Below are 18,480 nucleotides of genomic sequence, written 5' to 3' on the forward strand. Positions count from 1 at the left end.
TTTAATTTCTATAAAAATTCGGTGTGTCCATCCCCGTTCTCAATCTGACGTATAATTTCAAAATTTCAACATAGTTAAACCCTTCTTTTGGCAAGGATGAACACTCCCATTTGGAGTCGAAAAATACTTTATTCGCCTTTGAATATTTCGAATTTACAACCTCAGTAAATTTTCCATAAGAAAAATCCTTCGTTTTAAATACAATATTTTTAATACTGTGTATAGGGATCGAGTTGACTTGGATATGATTGCAAACCAATCTGGATTCATAATCTTCATCTTCATTGCCCACACCTGGGAAACGTTCATCAAACCATCCAATTTTATCAATCACAGATCTACTAATTATAAAATGGCTCCAACTCCTATTAATTAAGCAAATTTCTTCTTTTAAGAAATCTGATTTTTCAAGTTCTTTTCTAAACCTGGGAGAAATCCTAAGGTCATCATTTAGAATAAGGTTATGAGAGGTATTACTGTTCAGTATGATTTGATTCCACAATTTACTCAGGCTTTGTGCTTCAAGATAATCAATAACCCTCACATTTTGGAATTGGCTCAGAAATTTGCGTATGGTGATCAGATATTCCGTTTGTTGCACGAAGTTATAATATCCATTTATTACGATAATGATTTCAGTATCTGGAAAGATCCTAACCAAGTGCAAAATTAAAGGTTTAAAAAATGTTTCGTATCGGTTAATGTAAGTTACAATACCGATAGAAAACCCCAGATTCTTACTCCACTTAGATTTGTGCTTTGGCTTGAAAAACCAGAGCAGCATAAGCCAATTCCAATATATATTGTAAAAGAATTTTTTAGATTTATAGCTTAGAGCGAACATTCCAATTTCTTTATTCCGATTTTCGTTACACTTCAATTTTACCGAGCATACAAAATATAACGTAAAGCTATAAATAAATTGGGCGGCTTGCTATAAAAATACAGCTATGCTAAAAAGCACTAGTGATAGCGCTATCAAAAAGGGTTTATATAAAATTAAAGCACTCTTACCTGAACTCTTGAAGCAATTTCTTCTTTCACTTTATTAATCACGCTATCAAGGTCTTCCTTGCTTAAATTTGAGCCGGATGGCAAGCATAAGCCATTTTCAAATAACTCTTCAGCAGTGCCATCACCATAAAATGGCGATTTTGCGAAGACCGGTTGTAAGTGCATAGGTTTCCACATCGGGCGGGATTCTATGTTTTCGGCCTCAAGTGCCAAACGAATAGATTCTCTTGACATTCCATTTCTTGGATTAACCAAAATACAGGTTAACCAACGATTAGAATAAAAGCCAGCCGGTTCAGTTAGCAATGATATCTCTTCAATATCAGCAAAAGCTTCTTTATAATACTGATAATTATTTCTACGGCTCTGCACATGCTTATCAAGCACTTCCATTTGACCTCTTCCAATTCCCGCAACGATATTGCTCATTCGGTAGTTGTAGCCAATTTGGGAATGTTGATAATGTGGTGCTTCATCGCGGGCTTGGGTTGCCAGAAAAATAGCTTTGTTCATATTGGCTTTTTCCTTGGTAACAATTGCACCACCTCCCGAAGTAGTAATGATTTTATTCCCATTAAATGAGAGACAGGCTATTTCACCGAAGGTACCACATAATTGGCCGTTGATCGATGATCCTAAAGCCTCTGCTGCATCCTCTAAAATAGGGATATCATATTTTTTTGCGATTCTCGTAATTTCCTCCATCTTAGCGGGCATACCGTAAAGATGTACTGGAATAATCGCCTTTGGCTTTTTACCTTTGGCAAGTCTATCCAGTATAGCATGTTCTAACAAATCTGGAGACATGTTCCAGGTTTCTTTTTCTGAATCTACAAAAACGGGCGTTGCGCCTAAATAAACAATCGGGTTTGCCGAAGCAGAAAAGGTCATACTTTGGCATATTACTTCATCGCCAGGGCCTACGCCTAACAGTATTAATCCTAAATGAATTGCAGCAGTACCAGAATTTACCGCAGCTACATAACACTCTTCATTTAAATATCTTTTTAAGTCACTTTCGAAACCATTGACATTTGGCCCTAGAGGAGCTATCCAATTTGCATCAAAAGCTTGCTGAACATATTTTTGTTCGGATCCACCCATGTGAGGTGAAGAAAGCCATATTTTATTTGGTACCATTAATTAATTTTTCTATATAAAGGGAAAAAAGACGTATCAGACGTTTCTAAAATTGCTAAGCCTTTATCTTTTCTCCTTTTATTTTGTTTAAGGATGAGTTTCATGTAATAAGGTTGTTGAATCACTTTTCTACCAGTGAAAAAAGGTTCGATATCATTGGGAAAAAATGATTTCTTATAATTAAAGATACCATCATCCTTCCCATATCCACCTCCTAATACAAAATAACTAATTTTGTTGGCTCTAGCCCAATTAATTACTTCATATTTTAACAGATCATTTGGCCTTTTGTTAAAATATTCGTTTAATGTTCCTCCAAGAAATGAATAAATCGAATCTCCAGAAACTAAGAGCATTTCTGTAGAAATAATTTTTTCATCATCAAAAACAAAAGCGAAAGCACAAAAGTGCGGATTTTTTCTTCTAAAAGAATCAAATTGATCAAAAGTATAATAAAACTCAGGATTGGCATTGGTCCTCTCCATGGTACTTATGTAAATGTTATGGAATTCTTTGAGCACATCTTCACCTACTTCTTCTCCCCAACATAGCTTTACCTTTAGGTTTTCTGATTGTGCCCGCTTAACATTTTTGCGCACTTTTCTCTCAAAATTGTTCCATTGGGTTTCACTATCGATTATTGCACCCTTAACATTCGAGATGGTGGGTGTTAATGTTCCGGTATATCCTATATAATTTTTATTCAATGAAAACCGGATAAATTCTGATATCACATGATTGGCTACGTACCATTCATCTAGTGCTTTCCAAAATTGTTGTAAAATACTTGATTCTACATCCTTTGTACCGGTATAAGAGGGTCCTGAGTAACCATAAGGTGAAGTGAAATCATACACATTTTCCTCAAGGTCGATTTTTTTAATATAACCTACCAATAAAACAATCGCATCAGCTGTTTCTAAGTACCAACATTTCGCATTTTTTAAGCCCGCAGAAAATATTTCGAGAAAGTCTAAGGTTAAGTATGGATTCTTCCCATCCACCTTAGCAATCAGGCGTTTATAATCATCTTGGTCTTGTACATGAAAAAGATTAAGTACTTTTAAATTCATGAATATAATTTTGAAAATCTAGACAATAATTGAACCAAATCTTCGTTCGTTACATCCTGATGTACCGGAAAATTGATAATATGGCTTGCTAAGTAGTGAGAATCGGGGTATTTTTCTATAGAAATCTCTTCAATCATGGTATGATATAAGCTAACCATTCCAAATCCTTGATTGTTCATTTCATGGTATATTTCATTCCTATCACCATTAATTAGTACAGGTAATGTCTGAGGACCTACACCTTGTACTAAAATTGGATACAAAAGTTTAACATTTGATAGTTTTTTTAGTCCATCAGCAATAAAAGTATAATTGGCCCTTCTTTTTTGGTAAATTTCAAAAAAATCATAGTTCCAAATGTCATTATAATTGATATCTTGACCTACTATTGCTTCGTTAGCAGAATTGGCCCTAATCATTCCTCCACCCTTCACGGGTAAAAGTTTATGAAGAGAGTAAAATGAATAATCTCCTTTACGTCCACAAATTCCCCCTACATGGTCTGACAAAAGCGCATGTGCACAATCTTCCACAAATGGGATATGATTTTCCCCTAACCACTCTGCTATTTTTATATAGTTAGAATCAGGGAATCCAAAATAATGGACCAATAAAACAAGCACATTATCTTTTGCCTTCGACTTCAAGTCTTGTACATCAATACAAAAATCGGCAGTGATGTTATAAAAGTTGTACGCTATGCCAGATTCCTTAACTGGATCAAATATACCACTTCCTTCATTTGCCGACCATCCGATATAAGCAGGCAACAAAATTTCGCCGAGCGGATTTTCCCGTTTAAATTTTTTTAATATTTCGCTCCATCCTGCACGAGCAGATGCATGAAAAGAATACGGTCTTAATGAGCTCCTAAGATTTTCGGCAATCTTACCTATCATAATATTTTTTTAAGTCTAAATAAACTTTCTACTACGTTATTATTCTCCTGCCCAGTTTCTTCCTTAAAATAAAATATATTTTTAATTCCAAAAGTAGATTTTAATTTTTCGCAAATATAAATACAATTGGCATTAACCGAAGACCTTATGATTAAATCGTTTTCTATTCTGCCGATCTCATGGTTTAACTGATCGTTATCTACTATCTTTAAAAGGCTGAAGCCAAAATCCCTATATTCAGTTTCTGCCGTAGCATAATTAGTAATCTTAAAACCAAGTTCTGTACTGGGTGATGCTGAAAGCTGTATGAGATTTTTTCGTGATAACTCCGAAAACCCTACAGATTTGTACCATTGCTTGGCAAAATTAGATCCAAATACATCAAGTTGCATTTCATCGTATCCCAATCCTTTAAATAGAGTGCACAATTGATCTAAAAAAAAAGATCCATAACCCTTTCCTTCTTGTTTTTTATCAACAGCGATCATATTTAGAAAAATCATCTTGTTAAATGATTTGAGCTCTGCCGTTCCAACCAACGCCCCATTATTAACTAAAGAATAATATAAGTTGTTCTGAAACGGGTTATTTAATTCGAGTTTCACATAATTTGCTATCCCCTTCGACCGATATATCGACGGAATTAGGTAAACTTCTGGAAATGCATGGCGAATGAGGGCAATACTTGCATCAATATGTTCTATAGCGAGCTTCTCAAACCTTATTTCTTCGTTCATCATCCAAATTTAACATAACTGATTCAGGGTCTTCAACAATATCCTTACTACTCAATACATTTTTAATAGTATTAGCCACTATTTTTAGGTCTAACAAGAAACTAATGTTCTTAGCGTAAACTACATCAAGTCCCAATCTTTTATCCCATGCCAGCATATTTCTTCCTGAAACTTGGGCTAATCCGGTAATCCCGGGTTTTACGCTAAACCTTAAGCGTTCTTCTTTTGTAAAGTAAGGAAGATATCTAAGCAACAACGGTCTGGGCCCAACAAAAGACATATCTCCTTTGATAATATTCAAAAGTTGCGGTAATTCATCTAATGAGGTGCGCCTAACAAATCTGCCAACAGGGGTTAATCGTGCGGCATCGGGAAGTAATACGCCACTTTTGTCTTTTTTGTTATTCATTGTTCTGAATTTGATTACTACAAATTCGTGTTCGTGGTATCCATTTCTTTTTTGCACAAAAAAGACCTTTCCTCCATTCGCAATAAATAAAAGCACAACAACTAGTAAGAATAGTGGACTGATAGCGATAAGCAGGATCAAGGCCAAAAGCCTATCGAAGAACGGTTTTATTATGTTGATATACACTATTTTAACAATGAACTAAATAACACCAAAAATTTCTCGCTACCCACTTCGTTCCTCAGCTCTTCCTGATAGAATATTTTGCCTTTTTCACCCATAATTCTTAACTCTTCACTATCCATACTTTTAAAAATTTTAACTTTTTCTATAAAGTCATCCACATCTTCGGGAACAAATGTAAGTCCCCCTTGTGATTCCTCGATTAAATCCGCTGCATCTCCACTTACTCCAGCTAAGATAGGTTTTCCAACCATCAAATAGCTCTGGATTTTTGAAGGTATAGTGATTGTAAATAGGGGTTCGTTTTTTAGGTTTACCAATAAGACATCTGCTGCTAACAGATAATCTACCACTTTATTGGGATTTACCCTATCTAAAAATACGATATTCCCACTATTTTTTGATTGTGCTAACTGTACCAGATCTTCTTTTAATGGACCTGAGCCCAAAAAGACAAACTGTACTTCATTCTCTCCATTTTCTGTTAGCTTTTGGGCCGCATTGATAATCGTATCTAAGGATTGTGCAGTACCATGTGCCCCAGCGAATAAAAAAGTAAATCGATTGCCAAAACTGATCTTTTCGGTGCCTTCGAGATTACCCATCGGAATACTCCAATTTCTTATAACCGTAATTTTATTGGCATCAATACCCCGCTCTATCAATCTTCGTTTAAATCCATCGGATATTACGGTTATTGCATCCGATTTTGCATATACAAAATTTTGAAATCGACGCAATAGATTTAACATCCAGGTTTTTTTTACCATTCCAGAAGCCTCAATAGAATCTGGCCAAAGGTCTTGGATATCATAAACGAGTTTAGACCTAAAGATTGTTTTCAGAAAAATAGCAGGTATTGCAGCTGTAGCGGGAGGGTGGTAAACATAAATAATAGCAGGTTTTTTTACTAAAAACACACTCAATATGCTAGCAGACAAGGCGAAAGAAAAATAATTAAGCATTCGCTTTTTTGAAGACTTATCATGACTTGGATAAAGATACACCCGATTAATCTTTATCCCTGAGATTACTTCTTGCTTAAATAAACTTAGTTTATATCCATCATAAATCTTACCACCTGGATAATTAGGGAATCCGGTTAATATTTCAACGCTATGGCCTTTTTTCTGAAACTCCTCTGCCATGTTTAAAATTCTGGCATCAGGTTCAGGGAAACACCATTGACTTACAATTAAAATATTCATTAATTATTTTCGCTCCAAACTGTTCTTTTTATATAATCAACATAACTAATTATGATTCTAACCACCTTTTCCGATACGTTTGGCATAGAGTAATCTGCTACTCTCCTAAAGTTTCTTTCTTCTCCCCTTTTTTGGTACTGCAATTGGATAAGTGCCTGCATTATCCGTTCGGTGTTCATGCCAACCATCATTACAGATGCTTCTTCCATCGCTTCAGGGCGTTCGTGGGCATCCCTAATATTCAGTGCCGGAAAATTTAGAGTAGAGGATTCTTCCGAAATGGTACCACTATCCGACAGTACGGCATATGAATTCATTTGTAATGCGTTGTAATCATTAAAGCCCATTGGTTTTAAAAATTGTACTTCTGGGCGCATTTCAAATTGCTTTGCTTTAATCATATTTAGGGTACGCGGGTGCGTGCTCACAATAATTGGGTAGCCAAATCTTTCGGCAATTAAATTTAAGCTGTCCATTAGCCCTGTAAAATTTTTCTCGCTATTGATGTTTTCTTCGCGATGTGAAGAAACCACAAAATATTGGTGCTTTATTAAATTTAACCTGGTTAAAACGTCTGATTTTTCGATCATCGGAGCATAATGATTTAAAACCTCAAACATCGGAGAACCCGTTTTTATAATTCTGTCGGCCGGTAATCCTTCACGTAGTAAGTATTCACGTGCAATATCGCTGTAAGTAAGGTTAATATCCGAAACATGGTCAACAATTTTTCGGTTGGTCTCTTCGGGTACACGTTGATCGAAACATCGGTTTCCGGCCTCCATGTGAAAGATCGGGATATGTCTTTTCTTGGCAGGGATGGCACATAAACAAGAGTTTGTATCACCTAGCACTAAAAATGCATCAGGTTTTTCGCTTTCTAACAAGGGATCGATCTTAATTAAAATCTGCCCTACAGTTTCTGTTGCGGTTTTACCGGCAGCATTTAGAAAAAAATCTGGTTTACGAATAGCCAAATCATCAAAAAATATTTGGTTTAACTCATAATCATAGTTTTGTCCGGTATGCACAATGATGTGGTCTATTGCTTCTGATGCGTCTAATGCCGCCATAACCCTCGCTAACCTTATAATTTCAGGTCGCGTGCCAACCACAGTCATCACTTTTAATTTTACTTTCATATTTATTGTTACTTCAATCGGCTATACATTTTCAAAATAAGTGTCTGGATCTAAAGGGTCAAAAAACTCATTGATCCAAAAAATGGTATAAAGTTCTTCTTCGCCGATGTTCTTGATATTGTGTGTATACCATATTGGCATATCTACATAGGCTGGTTCATTTCCATCTAGGTAAAAATCAAGTACCTCATCAGTCCCAATTCTTCTCAATTGGATGAGTGCTTTTCCTTTAATTACCGCAAATCGTTCTATTTTTCTACTGTGGTAATGATTACCCCGCGTTATTCCTGGCAAAGTGGTAGAAAAAGAGACTTGTCCGCCAACATTAAGGCGAATAACTTCAACAAAGGCGCCTCTAGGATCGATATGTTGGTTAAGCTTTACTGGATTATGGCTTTTTAGATCTATATAACATCTAAATGTATTAAATAAGTTCAGTTCGAACGGGTTGTTTATTTGGGGTATTATTCCAGCTGTTTGATATTCCTTTTGGTATTTCTCTAGTAAAGCTAATACCTCCGAAACCTTATACTCATCGGTGTAGGGAATTGCATAATGATCATTTCCTTTTCTACTTCTGATTTCGTTGATGATTTTTAATACAAGATCGCCAACATAAATCAGTTTAACCGATCCATCAACTTCAACTTTAGGCTGTTCTCCATGTGATAATTGATGTGAAAACGTTGCGATAAATGAATTGTAATAAGGAAGGCCAAATGGACCGAAAACGTTTGGGATCACCAAGCCCGTAAAATTGGCGCCCACATTTTTTGCCCAACTAATAAACAACTCCCGGCCTTTCATTTTGCTTTTGCCATATAGATTATTTTGTTCTTCTTGAGACGAAGAAGAAAATAAAACATGGGCCTTACTTTTTGAAGCGTTCAGGGCCGATATAAGCTGCTGTACCAAATTAACATTGATATCATAGAGTTCTTGTGGATCGTTATGTCTATTAACTGCAGCTAAATGGACAATTACATCACAATTTTCAGTAAATTGAATGAGTTTCGATTCGTCTTTAAAGAAATCGATATGATAGTCTATTCTTTCAAACTCTTCAGGAAAGAGGCCTAACATATTATAAAGATGCTGTCCAACAAAGCCTTCTTGACCGGTAATACCTACTCTTAATCTCATTTAATTTTATTTTCAAAATAATCCAAGGGGAACTGATGATCATCTTTTATTGCATCCGTAATTAGGGAATCGGCAAAAACAAGTAGTTTAGAACCGGGCCTAGTTGCCTGAATAGTACTTGCATACCCGGCTGGTACGTGTAAAATCTGATTATTCTCCATCGAAAGTGTATACTTTTCGAACTCCACCACTGTACTTGGCGTATCAAAGTTATCTATTTTTATAAGCTGAATAAGAAGCTCGCCGTTTAGGGCAAAAAACCATCTTTGTTCAAATTGATGACCTCTCCATCCGCGAATAATGGATAAATCCTTATTCTCGATCATATAAAACCTTTTTACATCCGACATTTCAAATGCATTAACAAACGAAAGTGTACCTCTGTCGTCTGTTTGGCTACCGCCGATTATGATATGAGGACGGTCATCCATATTAGTTAGCGTATTGAACCGCTGATAAGTCGCCAAAAATTTCCCTTTTGATATAAGGCTGCTTAGAAAGTAGGGCTTTCATTCCCTCTACATCCAACCGTTCGGTATTGTGAGAGTGATAATCTTCTATGACAGAAAGATCAGTTTCGCCTTCAGAAAAATATTGGCTATAGTTTAGGTTACGGTTATCGGCAGGGATTCTATAGAACTCGCCCATATCCTCGGCCTTTTGCATCTCTTCTCTTGTGCATAAGGTTTCGTAAAGCTTTTCTCCATGACGTGTCCCGATTACTTTGATTTCATTCTGGGCATTACACAACTCTTTTAAAGCAAGTGCCAAATCCCCAATGGTTCCAGCGGGTGCTTTATTTACAAATAAATCTCCTTGGTTTCCATTTTCGAAGGCAAATAAAACCAGGTCAACAGCTTCTTCTAGAGACATTAGAAATCTGGTCATCTGCGGATCGGTGATCGTTAAGTCCTTTCCCTCTTTAATCTGCTTTAAAAATAAGGGGATTACCGAACCTCTTGAGGCCATTACATTACCATATCGTGTTAAGCATACGGTAGTATTTCCTACAATATTCCTTGAAGCAGCAATCGCAACCTTTTCCATCAAGGCCTTTGAAATGCCCATAGCATTGATGGGGTAGGCTGCCTTATCGGTACTTAAGCAGATCACTTTACCAACTTTATTGGCTACCGCGGCGTCGATTACATTCTGAGTACCAAAAACATTGGTTTTTGTGGCCTCTAATGGAAAGAATTCGCATGATGGAACCTGTTTAAGTGCCGCAGCATGAAATACATAATCTACGCCATGCATGGCTCTTTCAATGCTATTAAAATCTCTCACATCTCCGATATAGAACTTTAGTTTTTCATTTCTAAGTTCATTACGCATATCGTCCTGTTTTTTTTCGTCCCTTGAAAAAATCCTAATTTCTTTTATATCCGTATGCAAAAAACGATTTAACACGGCATTTCCAAAAGATCCAGTACCTCCAGTAATTAATAATATTTTGTCTTTAAACATAAGTATGTTGGTTATACAAGGTAAAATACCTCTTTAATTTTTATTTGTGATTGCTTCCGAAATTTTTTCGAATATTTCTTCTGTTTTTTGTTGTTGGTTATGATAACTATCAGCATGGGCTTTACCCCTAACAGCGTATCTAATTCGTTGATCGGGATCTAGGATAATTTTTCTAAGGTTCCTTTTGATTGTATCCTTATCATCGGTATTTACTGTAAATGCAAGGTCGAACTCAGCTAAATATTCCATTGATGCAACATCTGCCGGACCAATGGCCAGTATGGCTCTTCCCGAAGCAAGATATTCTGGGATCTTTGTAGAAATAGATAATCTTGTGATATGTTTATTTTTTTTATCAAAAGCCTCAACATGTATTAATATATCTGATTGTTCTTTAACAAGATTTAATCCTTCCGTATCAATTTTTCCCTTATAGAAACTATATGGTGGCACATTTAATTTCTCCAAATCTGCATCCGCTGGTTCTAACGAATAAATGGAAAGTTCAGCTAGTAAACCTTCTTCCTCACCCAATTCTTTTAAACCTTCAACAATTATCGCGAGTATCTTCCATCGGTTTAATGCTAAGTTTCCTGCAAAAGTAAGTTTAATGATTTTATTATCCGCCTTATATGGCAAAAGATTTAATTCATTTACCGAATTCATTGCTACAAGATAGTTTCCACCAAACCTCGATTTAAATTCTTTCGCCATTTTTTCGCCAATTGCTACTACATAGTTGGCATAGGTATACGCCCATTTACTTGCCTTCAGAATCCGTTGGTGCTGTATCCAAAAAAATGGATCTAACGAGAATTTGGATGTTACATAGTCATCAGTAGTTTGGATAATTAGAGGGATATTCCTTTCAAGACAGATCCATTTTACCAATGTAAAGGCAAATTTAGCATTTGAGGCCTGAAAAAAAACAATTTGCGGATTAAATTCATCAATAAATTGCTTCAGGGCCTTAGTTTTTAGCCCGGCGATGCTCCATAAGAGGTCGCGCGAAAACCTTACTATTGGCGAAACATTATTACGGATCACTTTTAAGAGAGGATTGCTTCTTACCGACTGTTTATATGCTTTCATGTTAAGCACATCATATTCGGTGATTTCCCTCCCTTGAATATCTTTTAGGAAAGCCCTTTTTAAAATATCAAAATCATGGATCTGGAAAAATTTCTTACAAACGGTAAAATCTGGGGTGTCAGTTGTTAAATAAATTTGGGCAATATTTTCAATATCCCAGCCCCTAAAAAAAGCAGATACTGTTTTTCCGTTATTTTGGGTATCTGATAGTGCATTGTGGGCAATGATCAGAACGCGTGGATATATTTTAGGGCTTGTCATAGATTTACGAAATTAATACCATTTAGGCGCTGAGAAAATGGTGTGATATTCTTCAAAATTCCATATCCAGGGCTTAAAATATGGCAACAAAAGAAATATGGTATACACAACAATAATTGCAATAAAAATATATCTAATTATAGCATTTTTAATATAAAAACATATTAATGGGTAAACAGCTATAAGAAAAGGTTCAAAGTACATGGATAAACGTGCAAGCATAGCTATCAACAGGCTTAGCGGAATAAAAATATAGCCAAATAAGGAAACCCTAAATAGTTGCGCATTTCTTTTGATTTGAGAGGGAATAAAATAGACGATCAACGATACAAAAAACAACATGATCACAAATCCAAATCCACTTCCCAATTCGGCCGATTCTTGGTAAAATTCGTAGCGTTCAAAATGAGTGAGGACAAAGCCCATAAAAATAGGAAGGAAACCTCCGAATGGGATTAAGATCAATAATCCAAACACGATAGCAATAGCAATGGCTAAATTAGCCTTCCAATTAAGGATTCTAAAGATATATATGGGCAAGAGAATTATTGCGCTGGTATGGAAAAGTATGGCCACGATAACACAGGTATAAAAGGCTATCGCCCGCTTTCTGTAAAGGTAATCTAGCGACAATACAAAAATGGCTATGGATAGCGCTTGTCTCATCGCAGAGGCATGCACCAGCATTAAACCGGGGCTAAAGAAGTAGATAAAAACAGCTAGCCAATAATACCTATAGGGAACATACTTGGAAATAAAATTATAGTAAACATAGCAGTTAAATAGGGCCAAGGCGATAATCATGGAGAAAAAACCAAACGGGCTAAAAATCCTATTTAGTATAATCCATCCAGGTTCGAAGTGGAGTTCAGGATCAAAGAACCTATTCAATGGTGTTGCATTAACTTCATCGAAGCCTACCAAATAAGCATTATAGTCGCTTCCAAAGTCATATCTCAGACCTAAAAAAAGGAAAATAATAAAAAATGCAATTTCCAAACCATATTTAGTCTCTTTGTACTTTGCCAAAAAAGCAAAGATCAAACAGATAAAACCTATGGTGAGGGTTACGAACATCTAATTAAATTTCGGCATTTATTATTTCCTCACAAATGTAAGAAAGCTGCGAATCAGACAATTCATAGAAAAGTGGTAGGCGTACCAACGTATCAGTAAATCGATCCGAATTTTCCAGATCTTTGGCCACCATTTTATCTTTATAAAATACGGATTGATGAAGGCTTAAATAGTGAAATACGGCATATATACCCTTTGATTTTAGGTGTTCGATCAGTTTGGAACGCTCCTCAATAGAATTCATTACCAAATAAAACATGTGTCCATTATTTGTGGCACCGTCTGGTACAATGGGCAAACCGATATGATTTTCTGATGCCCAATTACTTAATGCATGCTGATATTGGATAGCTAGGGATTTTCTTCTTTCCTGTATTCTTTCTAAGTTTTCTAGTTGGGCCCACAAATAAGCGGCAATGATTTCTGAAGGGAGGAAAGACGAGCCGGTATCCACCCATCCATATTTATTTACTTCTCCGCGAAAAAATTCGGCCCTATTTGTTCCTTTTTCCCAGATAATTTCCGCTCTATTCACAAATCGATCATCATTGATGGCCAATAGCCCGCCTTCTCCTGAAATAATGTTCTTGGTTTCATGAAAAGAAAAGGCTGCCATGTGCCCAATGCTTCCAAGGGCTTTGCCTTTATAGAACGATTCTATAGCTTGGGCTGCATCTTCGATTACAATAAGGTTATATTTTTGGGCAAGCTGCATTATTTCATCCATATTACAGGCAACACCGGCATAATGAACAGGTACAATGGCTTTAGTTTTAGGTGTAATTAGCGCTTCAATTTTACTGGTGTCGATATTTGGATGATTTGGAAGACTATCAGCAAAGATTATTTTGGCGCCCTGCCTTACAAAAGCCAATGCAGTTGACACAAAGGTATATGAGGGAATAATTACTTCGTCATCGGGTCCGATGTTTGCTAAAATGGCACACATTTCTAATGCATCAGTACATGAAGTAGTGAGTAAGGCTTTTTTAAAACCATATCTCTCTTCAAAAAATTTATGGCATTTCTGACTGTAGGCTCCATTACCCGATATTTTACCTGATTTTACCGCTTCGCCAATGTATGTAAGCTCATTTCCGCTCAGGTATGGTTTATTAAAAGGAATGATCATTTTATCCATAAGTGTAATATTTCTGTTTTTTCTTTAATTAAATATCCGCAAGAATAATAAAAAGACATGGCTTTGCTATTTTCTTCTTGGGTGGCCACTATGATTTCTTGAACTTGATTTTTTTGGGCTATCTGTTCAACTGATTCCATCAAAGATCGTCCAATTCCCTTACCTTGAAATTCTGGAGAAGTGGCAATAAGGCCAATTATCAGTTGATCATCTTTAATTTTATAAGTCACAAATCCTTGTACAGCATTATCAATTTTACAAACTAACACCTCATCGGCGATTTTTTTAGAAATGGAGTTGTTTAACCATTCTGCATAGAGTCTTTCAAACTCATTATTTGTAAAATTCTCGTCGATTTTAAATCTAGAGTATTGTCCGCTAATTAACGCCAGGTTCATGAGCGCTTGATAATCATTCGGATCCTTATAGAGTTCAAGTGGGTATGGGTGTGCCTTCTTTGCAGTTAGGAAATCTTTCTTATAAAACAGTACTTTGGTATCTACTAATTTAACCCCTACTGCGCTTAGGTTCTGAGTTGATTGATGGTCGGTAGGATAGATATATGCCAGATGAAAATCATTTGATTTCAACTCTTCGAACAGGTCTTCGTAATCAGTAGATTTAAAATCGCTTACAGTTACCTTTCCTACTTTGTAACCAAAGAAATCAGAATCCCATTTTAATATTTCACCAACTATTTTCATCCTAATTTAATCCAATTGCAAGTGAAACTTTATTGATATTCTTTTCCATCGATTGACTTTCGCAAAAGGTGGTCAAATTTTGCTTCATCTTTTGGTATGCTTCTTTTTCCATCGTTACAGCTTCATATATGGAATTAGCCAATGAGGTTTCGGTTTTGTCTTCGGGTATAATACCATTTTCTTTGTCCACAATAAATTCTTTAGCAAACCCGATATCGAAAGAAATTACCGGTGTTTTACACAACATCGATTGCAAAACCATAGTTGGCCCCGAATCTTCCAGGGAAGGACTAATGAAGAAATCAGACGCATTATAAGCCATAGCAAGCCTATGGTAATCTTGCACAAAGCCCATATAAATATTTTCAAAGGCCAGCTCATCTATGCTATTATCCATCTTTGTGCCCGCAATTAACAAGACAATAGTTGTTGGTGATGTTAATTTTTGCGCAACAATCTTTAATGCATTTACAAGAAGTAGCATCCCCTTCCGCGTGTCTGCTAATGAACATGCGCCAAAGAATAATACTTTTGCTTCAGCATTAATACCTACGCTGGACCGAGCAACAAATTGGTCTATCGGGTAAAAAACCTTATTATCCGGCAAAGGATAAATACCTGGGAATACTACTTTATCTTTGAAAATCTTCGATACTATTAGTTGATTTTCTAGCTGAGTATTTGCGGCCAACAAGGAAATATCCATCTTTTTTACCCGATCTTCTTTAAATTTCAAGTTATAAAAGGTCTGGTCTTTGGGGTCATTAGTGTATAGTGCAGGACAATTTCCACAGCTATTAAGGTAGCCCTCGCATTCCCATGCATAGTGGCAGCCCCCTGTAAACGGAGCCATATCCATTGGATATAGAAAAATCTTTGCGTTGGTACGAGATTGCAACTCAGACAAATTCTGATAAGAAATAAAATCGTGCATAAAAAGAACGATAATCACATCAGGATTAAATTTTATTCTTTTAAGGATCAGACTTGTTGAGTAATGTAGTGTAGTTTCGTTATAGTTTAAAATATATTTGTTATCCCTTATCTTTACTTTAGTTTTCCAAGGCTTAAGTTTTGAGAAAATTTCTATGGTTTTCCTAGCTACTCTATTTTTGGTATGCACCATATAATTTTCGACAGGGATAATATCTGGATCTGCGTATTTATCCCAACGTTTAACCAACATTTTTACCCTAGCTTCTTTTGTATGTTTTAGTTTTAGCCCTTGATATAAATCTAGTGCAACTACGCCTGCAGCTTTATGTGGATGTGGAGATGAAAGTATTAAAATATTTTTCATATTATTTATTCCAAATTCCCTTTGCAGTGCCAGCCAGTATTTTTCTGTATTGTTGATTGTAAATCACGATAGTGAAGAGGCCGAATAAAATGGATGGGAACATGATTCCCATGATCCCAAAATGTTTACAGCAATAGATAGCTATTGGGATTTGCGCAACAGCAAGTATAGAAGCGAGGTAGAATTGCATCATTACCTTCCCAACCCCATTCATAAATTGGCTATATATTGCGTTAAAGGCATTTATAAGTACATATACTGCCATTACCAAATACAACTTACTATCTACTGCTACCTTGTTGCCTACCCACAAGTGCACAAGAAAGGGAGCTAAGAAAAATAAGCATATTACCATCGCCACTAATCCAAGCCATACTAATTTTAAGTTGGAGATGATCGCTTTTATCCATTTGATATCACCTTTGGTGTATGCATCTGTAAAAGCACTCCAATAAGGCGTGAGGATGGTTATAAATACAAGGGTAGCTACACTAAAGTATTGAAAAGCTATGCTATAGGGGGTAACTTCGCTGGGCCCATACAATTGCGAGATAATAATAATATCCGTTTGATAAAGTACAACTACAGCAATCTGAATAACAAAGAACTTAACTCCTAAGCTTAGGATGTATTTTAATTCTTTAAATCTTATCAGGGAAAAAGCTGGGCGAAGCATTTTATATCTTCCATTAAATATAAAAATACTGGCTATCAGGTTAATTAGAACGGGAACGGATGTTAATGTAATTCCTAGGTACAATAAACTTCCTTTGGTAAAAACAGTGAGCAGGAAAATAGCTATTAAAGATATCACCCTACCAGTTGCATCAATTGATTGCGAAAAGGCAGGTTCTTGCTTGGCTATTGCTACGGTTAGAATAAGCTGGGTTACAAATCTTGCACAAAAAAAGAAAAATATAAACCCAGCCAAAAGGCTTAGTTCAACATTAAAAGATTGGGGTGCATTTAAAACAGATGGCCAGTCTATAAAAAAGTTGGCACAGATAAATAACAAGAATATGATAAAAAACAGTCCGGCAAGCGCAGCGTAGGTAGTACTAATATATATCCTTGCCTTAAGTAGTTCATTTTTCGCCAACGATTCAGTCAATCGATTTCTAAGTCCGTTGCCCAATCCGATATCAAAAAGACTAAACCAATTAAAAATTGCACTTAAGGTAATCCAAATCCCGTATCTATTGGGCTCAAGATAAGTTAATGTTAAGGGAACGATTAAGAATCCTACGGCAATATTTATTCCCTTAAGGGCAAAAAGCCCAAGTATATTTTTATAAGCTTTTAATGAACGATCACTAAGTTGTGAAAATAGGCTCTTAAACATTTTTATTTACTGAATTGATGTTTAGGAATGTACGTAATCGTCTGATAAGATCTGTTTTAAGAATTTCCTCACCACAATAACTATAACTGTTAATAGTCCGGCAATAATACCACCGATAACTATTCCAGTGGCTTTGCCCACTCGGTCTTTTTCTAAGGGCAGTACCGGAGTATCTACTACTTGGATCAGGGGCGTTTCTTTACGTAGTGCAACTTTTGAGAGTTCTAAATTTTTAACTAACTCGCCTAATACTGCCTTGTTTGTTTCGGCATTAAATTGTGATTTTTGAACGGGTGTTCGTAATGATTGGCGAGTAGGATTTAAATTTGGAGTTGCATCCAAGGTTGAGGCCGATTTAGAAATTGCTCCGTACATAATTCTCCTAACCGAATCTGCCTGCTTTTCTAAAATATCTACATTGGATTGCGATTTTTTAGTTTTGGTAATCACATAGAAATTATTTACGGTTTGAACAATTTGATCCGTAAATGCCTTCGCAAATAACTCGTCCTTATACGTAAACTCGACTTTTATGATGCTTAATTTTTTATCGGGCTTACCAACTTTGAGGTAATTCAGGTTAATTTCTTTAACTATTTCTCCAATTAAACTATCTTGGCTGATACCGAATTTAGCGCTATCGGTAAAATTGATATTTTTTAAGGATGGCTTACTATCCCATTTTTCTCTGAGCTTATTAGTTTCTATGTACCGATCAATTAAAAGTTGCCTTTTATTATTAAAAGTTGAATACGATAGTAATGTATTCTTAATCATGGTACGTGATTTATACAGCTCAATAATATTATCTCCCTGAAAAATCCCTCCACCACCGCCTATATCAAGACCTGCCATTGAAGCGATCCCACCTAATGAAGCCAGTGCACCACCTCCTGAAGACTTATCCTCTTCTAAAACAAAGGTAGTTGTTGCTACATATTTTACTTTTTTTAATACCGAATAGGTAAAGCCTAATGCGCCTCCCACTAAGCCTGCGAAAAGAATAATTAACCATTTTGATAGCAGGTACCTATACCATTTAACCAGGGCTAATATAAAATCCTTAAGTGAAGCCCTTTCATTATTTGGAAGGGTCTCTGTGTCTTTTTCCATAAAATTGTCTTAGATACAAGCTTAATTTAATTATT

At 35.9% G+C, this 18,480-nt stretch carries 18 protein-coding genes; all 18 read right to left on the bottom strand.

The window, feature by feature from the left end:
• Nucleotide 1: 1 nt before the first annotated feature.
• The 18 genes from AC6H0V_RS12955 to AC6H0V_RS13040 all read right to left on the bottom strand — a co-directional run bounded on the left by AC6H0V_RS12955 (nucleotide 2) and on the right by AC6H0V_RS13040 (nucleotide 18,445).
• Nucleotides 2-661: a glycosyltransferase family 2 protein gene (locus tag AC6H0V_RS12955; RefSeq protein WP_497560610.1), complete on the bottom strand. Its 660-nt coding sequence runs from the start codon at nucleotides 659-661 to the stop codon at nucleotides 2-4.
• Nucleotides 662-999: 338 nt separating this feature from the next.
• Nucleotides 1,000-2,154, bottom strand: a complete 1,155-nt coding sequence (locus AC6H0V_RS12960) for a DegT/DnrJ/EryC1/StrS family aminotransferase (protein ID WP_497560611.1) — start codon at nucleotides 2,152-2,154, stop codon at nucleotides 1,000-1,002.
• The gene (locus AC6H0V_RS12965) at nucleotides 2,154-3,227 is read right to left on the bottom strand and encodes a GNAT family N-acetyltransferase (protein ID WP_497560612.1); all 1,074 of its coding nucleotides are present in this window, start codon (nucleotides 3,225-3,227) and stop codon (nucleotides 2,154-2,156) included. Before AC6H0V_RS12965 ends, AC6H0V_RS12960 begins: the two co-directional genes overlap by 1 nt.
• Entirely contained in the window at nucleotides 3,224-4,126 is a 903-nt protein-coding gene (locus tag AC6H0V_RS12970) for a DegT/DnrJ/EryC1/StrS family aminotransferase (RefSeq protein ID WP_497560613.1), read from the bottom strand. The genes AC6H0V_RS12965 and AC6H0V_RS12970 overlap by 4 nt, the downstream gene beginning before the upstream one ends.
• Nucleotides 4,123-4,866 carry a GNAT family N-acetyltransferase gene (locus AC6H0V_RS12975; protein ID WP_497560614.1) on the bottom strand — a complete coding sequence of 248 codons (744 nt, stop codon included), beginning with the start codon at nucleotides 4,864-4,866 and terminating at the stop codon, nucleotides 4,123-4,125. Before AC6H0V_RS12975 ends, AC6H0V_RS12970 begins: the two co-directional genes overlap by 4 nt.
• Nucleotides 4,841-5,458 carry a sugar transferase gene (locus AC6H0V_RS12980; RefSeq protein ID WP_497560615.1) on the bottom strand — a complete coding sequence of 206 codons (618 nt, stop codon included), beginning with the start codon at nucleotides 5,456-5,458 and terminating at the stop codon, nucleotides 4,841-4,843. Before AC6H0V_RS12980 ends, AC6H0V_RS12975 begins: the two co-directional genes overlap by 26 nt.
• Entirely contained in the window at nucleotides 5,458-6,663 is a 1,206-nt protein-coding gene (locus tag AC6H0V_RS12985) for a glycosyltransferase family 4 protein (protein ID WP_497560616.1), read from the bottom strand. The genes AC6H0V_RS12980 and AC6H0V_RS12985 overlap by 1 nt, the downstream gene beginning before the upstream one ends.
• Nucleotides 6,663-7,805 carry a non-hydrolyzing UDP-N-acetylglucosamine 2-epimerase gene (gene wecB / locus AC6H0V_RS12990; RefSeq protein ID WP_497560617.1) on the bottom strand — a complete coding sequence of 381 codons (1,143 nt, stop codon included), beginning with the start codon at nucleotides 7,803-7,805 and terminating at the stop codon, nucleotides 6,663-6,665. Before wecB ends, AC6H0V_RS12985 begins: the two co-directional genes overlap by 1 nt.
• Before the next feature lie 21 nt (nucleotides 7,806-7,826).
• On the bottom strand, nucleotides 7,827-8,948 hold the full coding sequence (locus AC6H0V_RS12995) for a polysaccharide biosynthesis C-terminal domain-containing protein (RefSeq protein ID WP_497560618.1): 1,122 nt from the start codon (nucleotides 8,946-8,948) through the stop codon (nucleotides 7,827-7,829).
• The gene (locus AC6H0V_RS13000) at nucleotides 8,945-9,379 is read right to left on the bottom strand and encodes a WxcM-like domain-containing protein (RefSeq protein ID WP_497560619.1); all 435 of its coding nucleotides are present in this window, start codon (nucleotides 9,377-9,379) and stop codon (nucleotides 8,945-8,947) included. Before AC6H0V_RS13000 ends, AC6H0V_RS12995 begins: the two co-directional genes overlap by 4 nt.
• 1 nt (nucleotide 9,380) lies before the next feature.
• Nucleotides 9,381-10,415 (bottom strand): polysaccharide biosynthesis protein, encoded by a 1,035-nt coding sequence (locus AC6H0V_RS13005; RefSeq protein ID WP_497560620.1) that lies wholly within the window; start codon nucleotides 10,413-10,415, stop codon nucleotides 9,381-9,383.
• A 33-nt stretch (nucleotides 10,416-10,448) separates the two neighbouring features.
• Nucleotides 10,449-11,768, bottom strand: coding sequence for a glycosyltransferase family protein (locus AC6H0V_RS13010; protein WP_497560621.1), 1,320 nt, complete (start codon nucleotides 11,766-11,768; stop codon nucleotides 10,449-10,451).
• 12 nt (nucleotides 11,769-11,780) lie between these two features.
• Nucleotides 11,781-12,845, bottom strand: coding sequence for an EpsG family protein (locus AC6H0V_RS13015; protein ID WP_497560622.1), 1,065 nt, complete (start codon nucleotides 12,843-12,845; stop codon nucleotides 11,781-11,783).
• 4 nt (nucleotides 12,846-12,849) lie between these two features.
• A complete protein-coding gene (rffA, locus tag AC6H0V_RS13020) occupies nucleotides 12,850-13,986 on the bottom strand; it encodes a dTDP-4-amino-4,6-dideoxygalactose transaminase (protein WP_497560623.1) in 1,137 nt (378 codons plus the stop codon).
• On the bottom strand, nucleotides 13,974-14,690 hold the full coding sequence (locus tag AC6H0V_RS13025; protein ID WP_497560624.1) for a GNAT family N-acetyltransferase: 717 nt from the start codon (nucleotides 14,688-14,690) through the stop codon (nucleotides 13,974-13,976). Before AC6H0V_RS13025 ends, rffA begins: the two co-directional genes overlap by 13 nt.
• A gap of 1 nt (nucleotide 14,691) precedes the next feature.
• Entirely contained in the window at nucleotides 14,692-15,990 is a 1,299-nt protein-coding gene (locus AC6H0V_RS13030; protein WP_497560625.1) for a glycosyltransferase, read from the bottom strand.
• Between the two features lies 1 nt (nucleotide 15,991).
• Nucleotides 15,992-17,332, bottom strand: coding sequence for an oligosaccharide flippase family protein (locus AC6H0V_RS13035; protein ID WP_497560626.1), 1,341 nt, complete (start codon nucleotides 17,330-17,332; stop codon nucleotides 15,992-15,994).
• Between the two features lie 21 nt (nucleotides 17,333-17,353).
• The gene (locus tag AC6H0V_RS13040; protein ID WP_497560627.1) at nucleotides 17,354-18,445 is read right to left on the bottom strand and encodes a lipopolysaccharide biosynthesis protein; all 1,092 of its coding nucleotides are present in this window, start codon (nucleotides 18,443-18,445) and stop codon (nucleotides 17,354-17,356) included.
• Nucleotides 18,446-18,480 lie beyond the last annotated feature (35 nt).

Source organism: Pedobacter sp. NO84 (assembly GCF_059703915.1).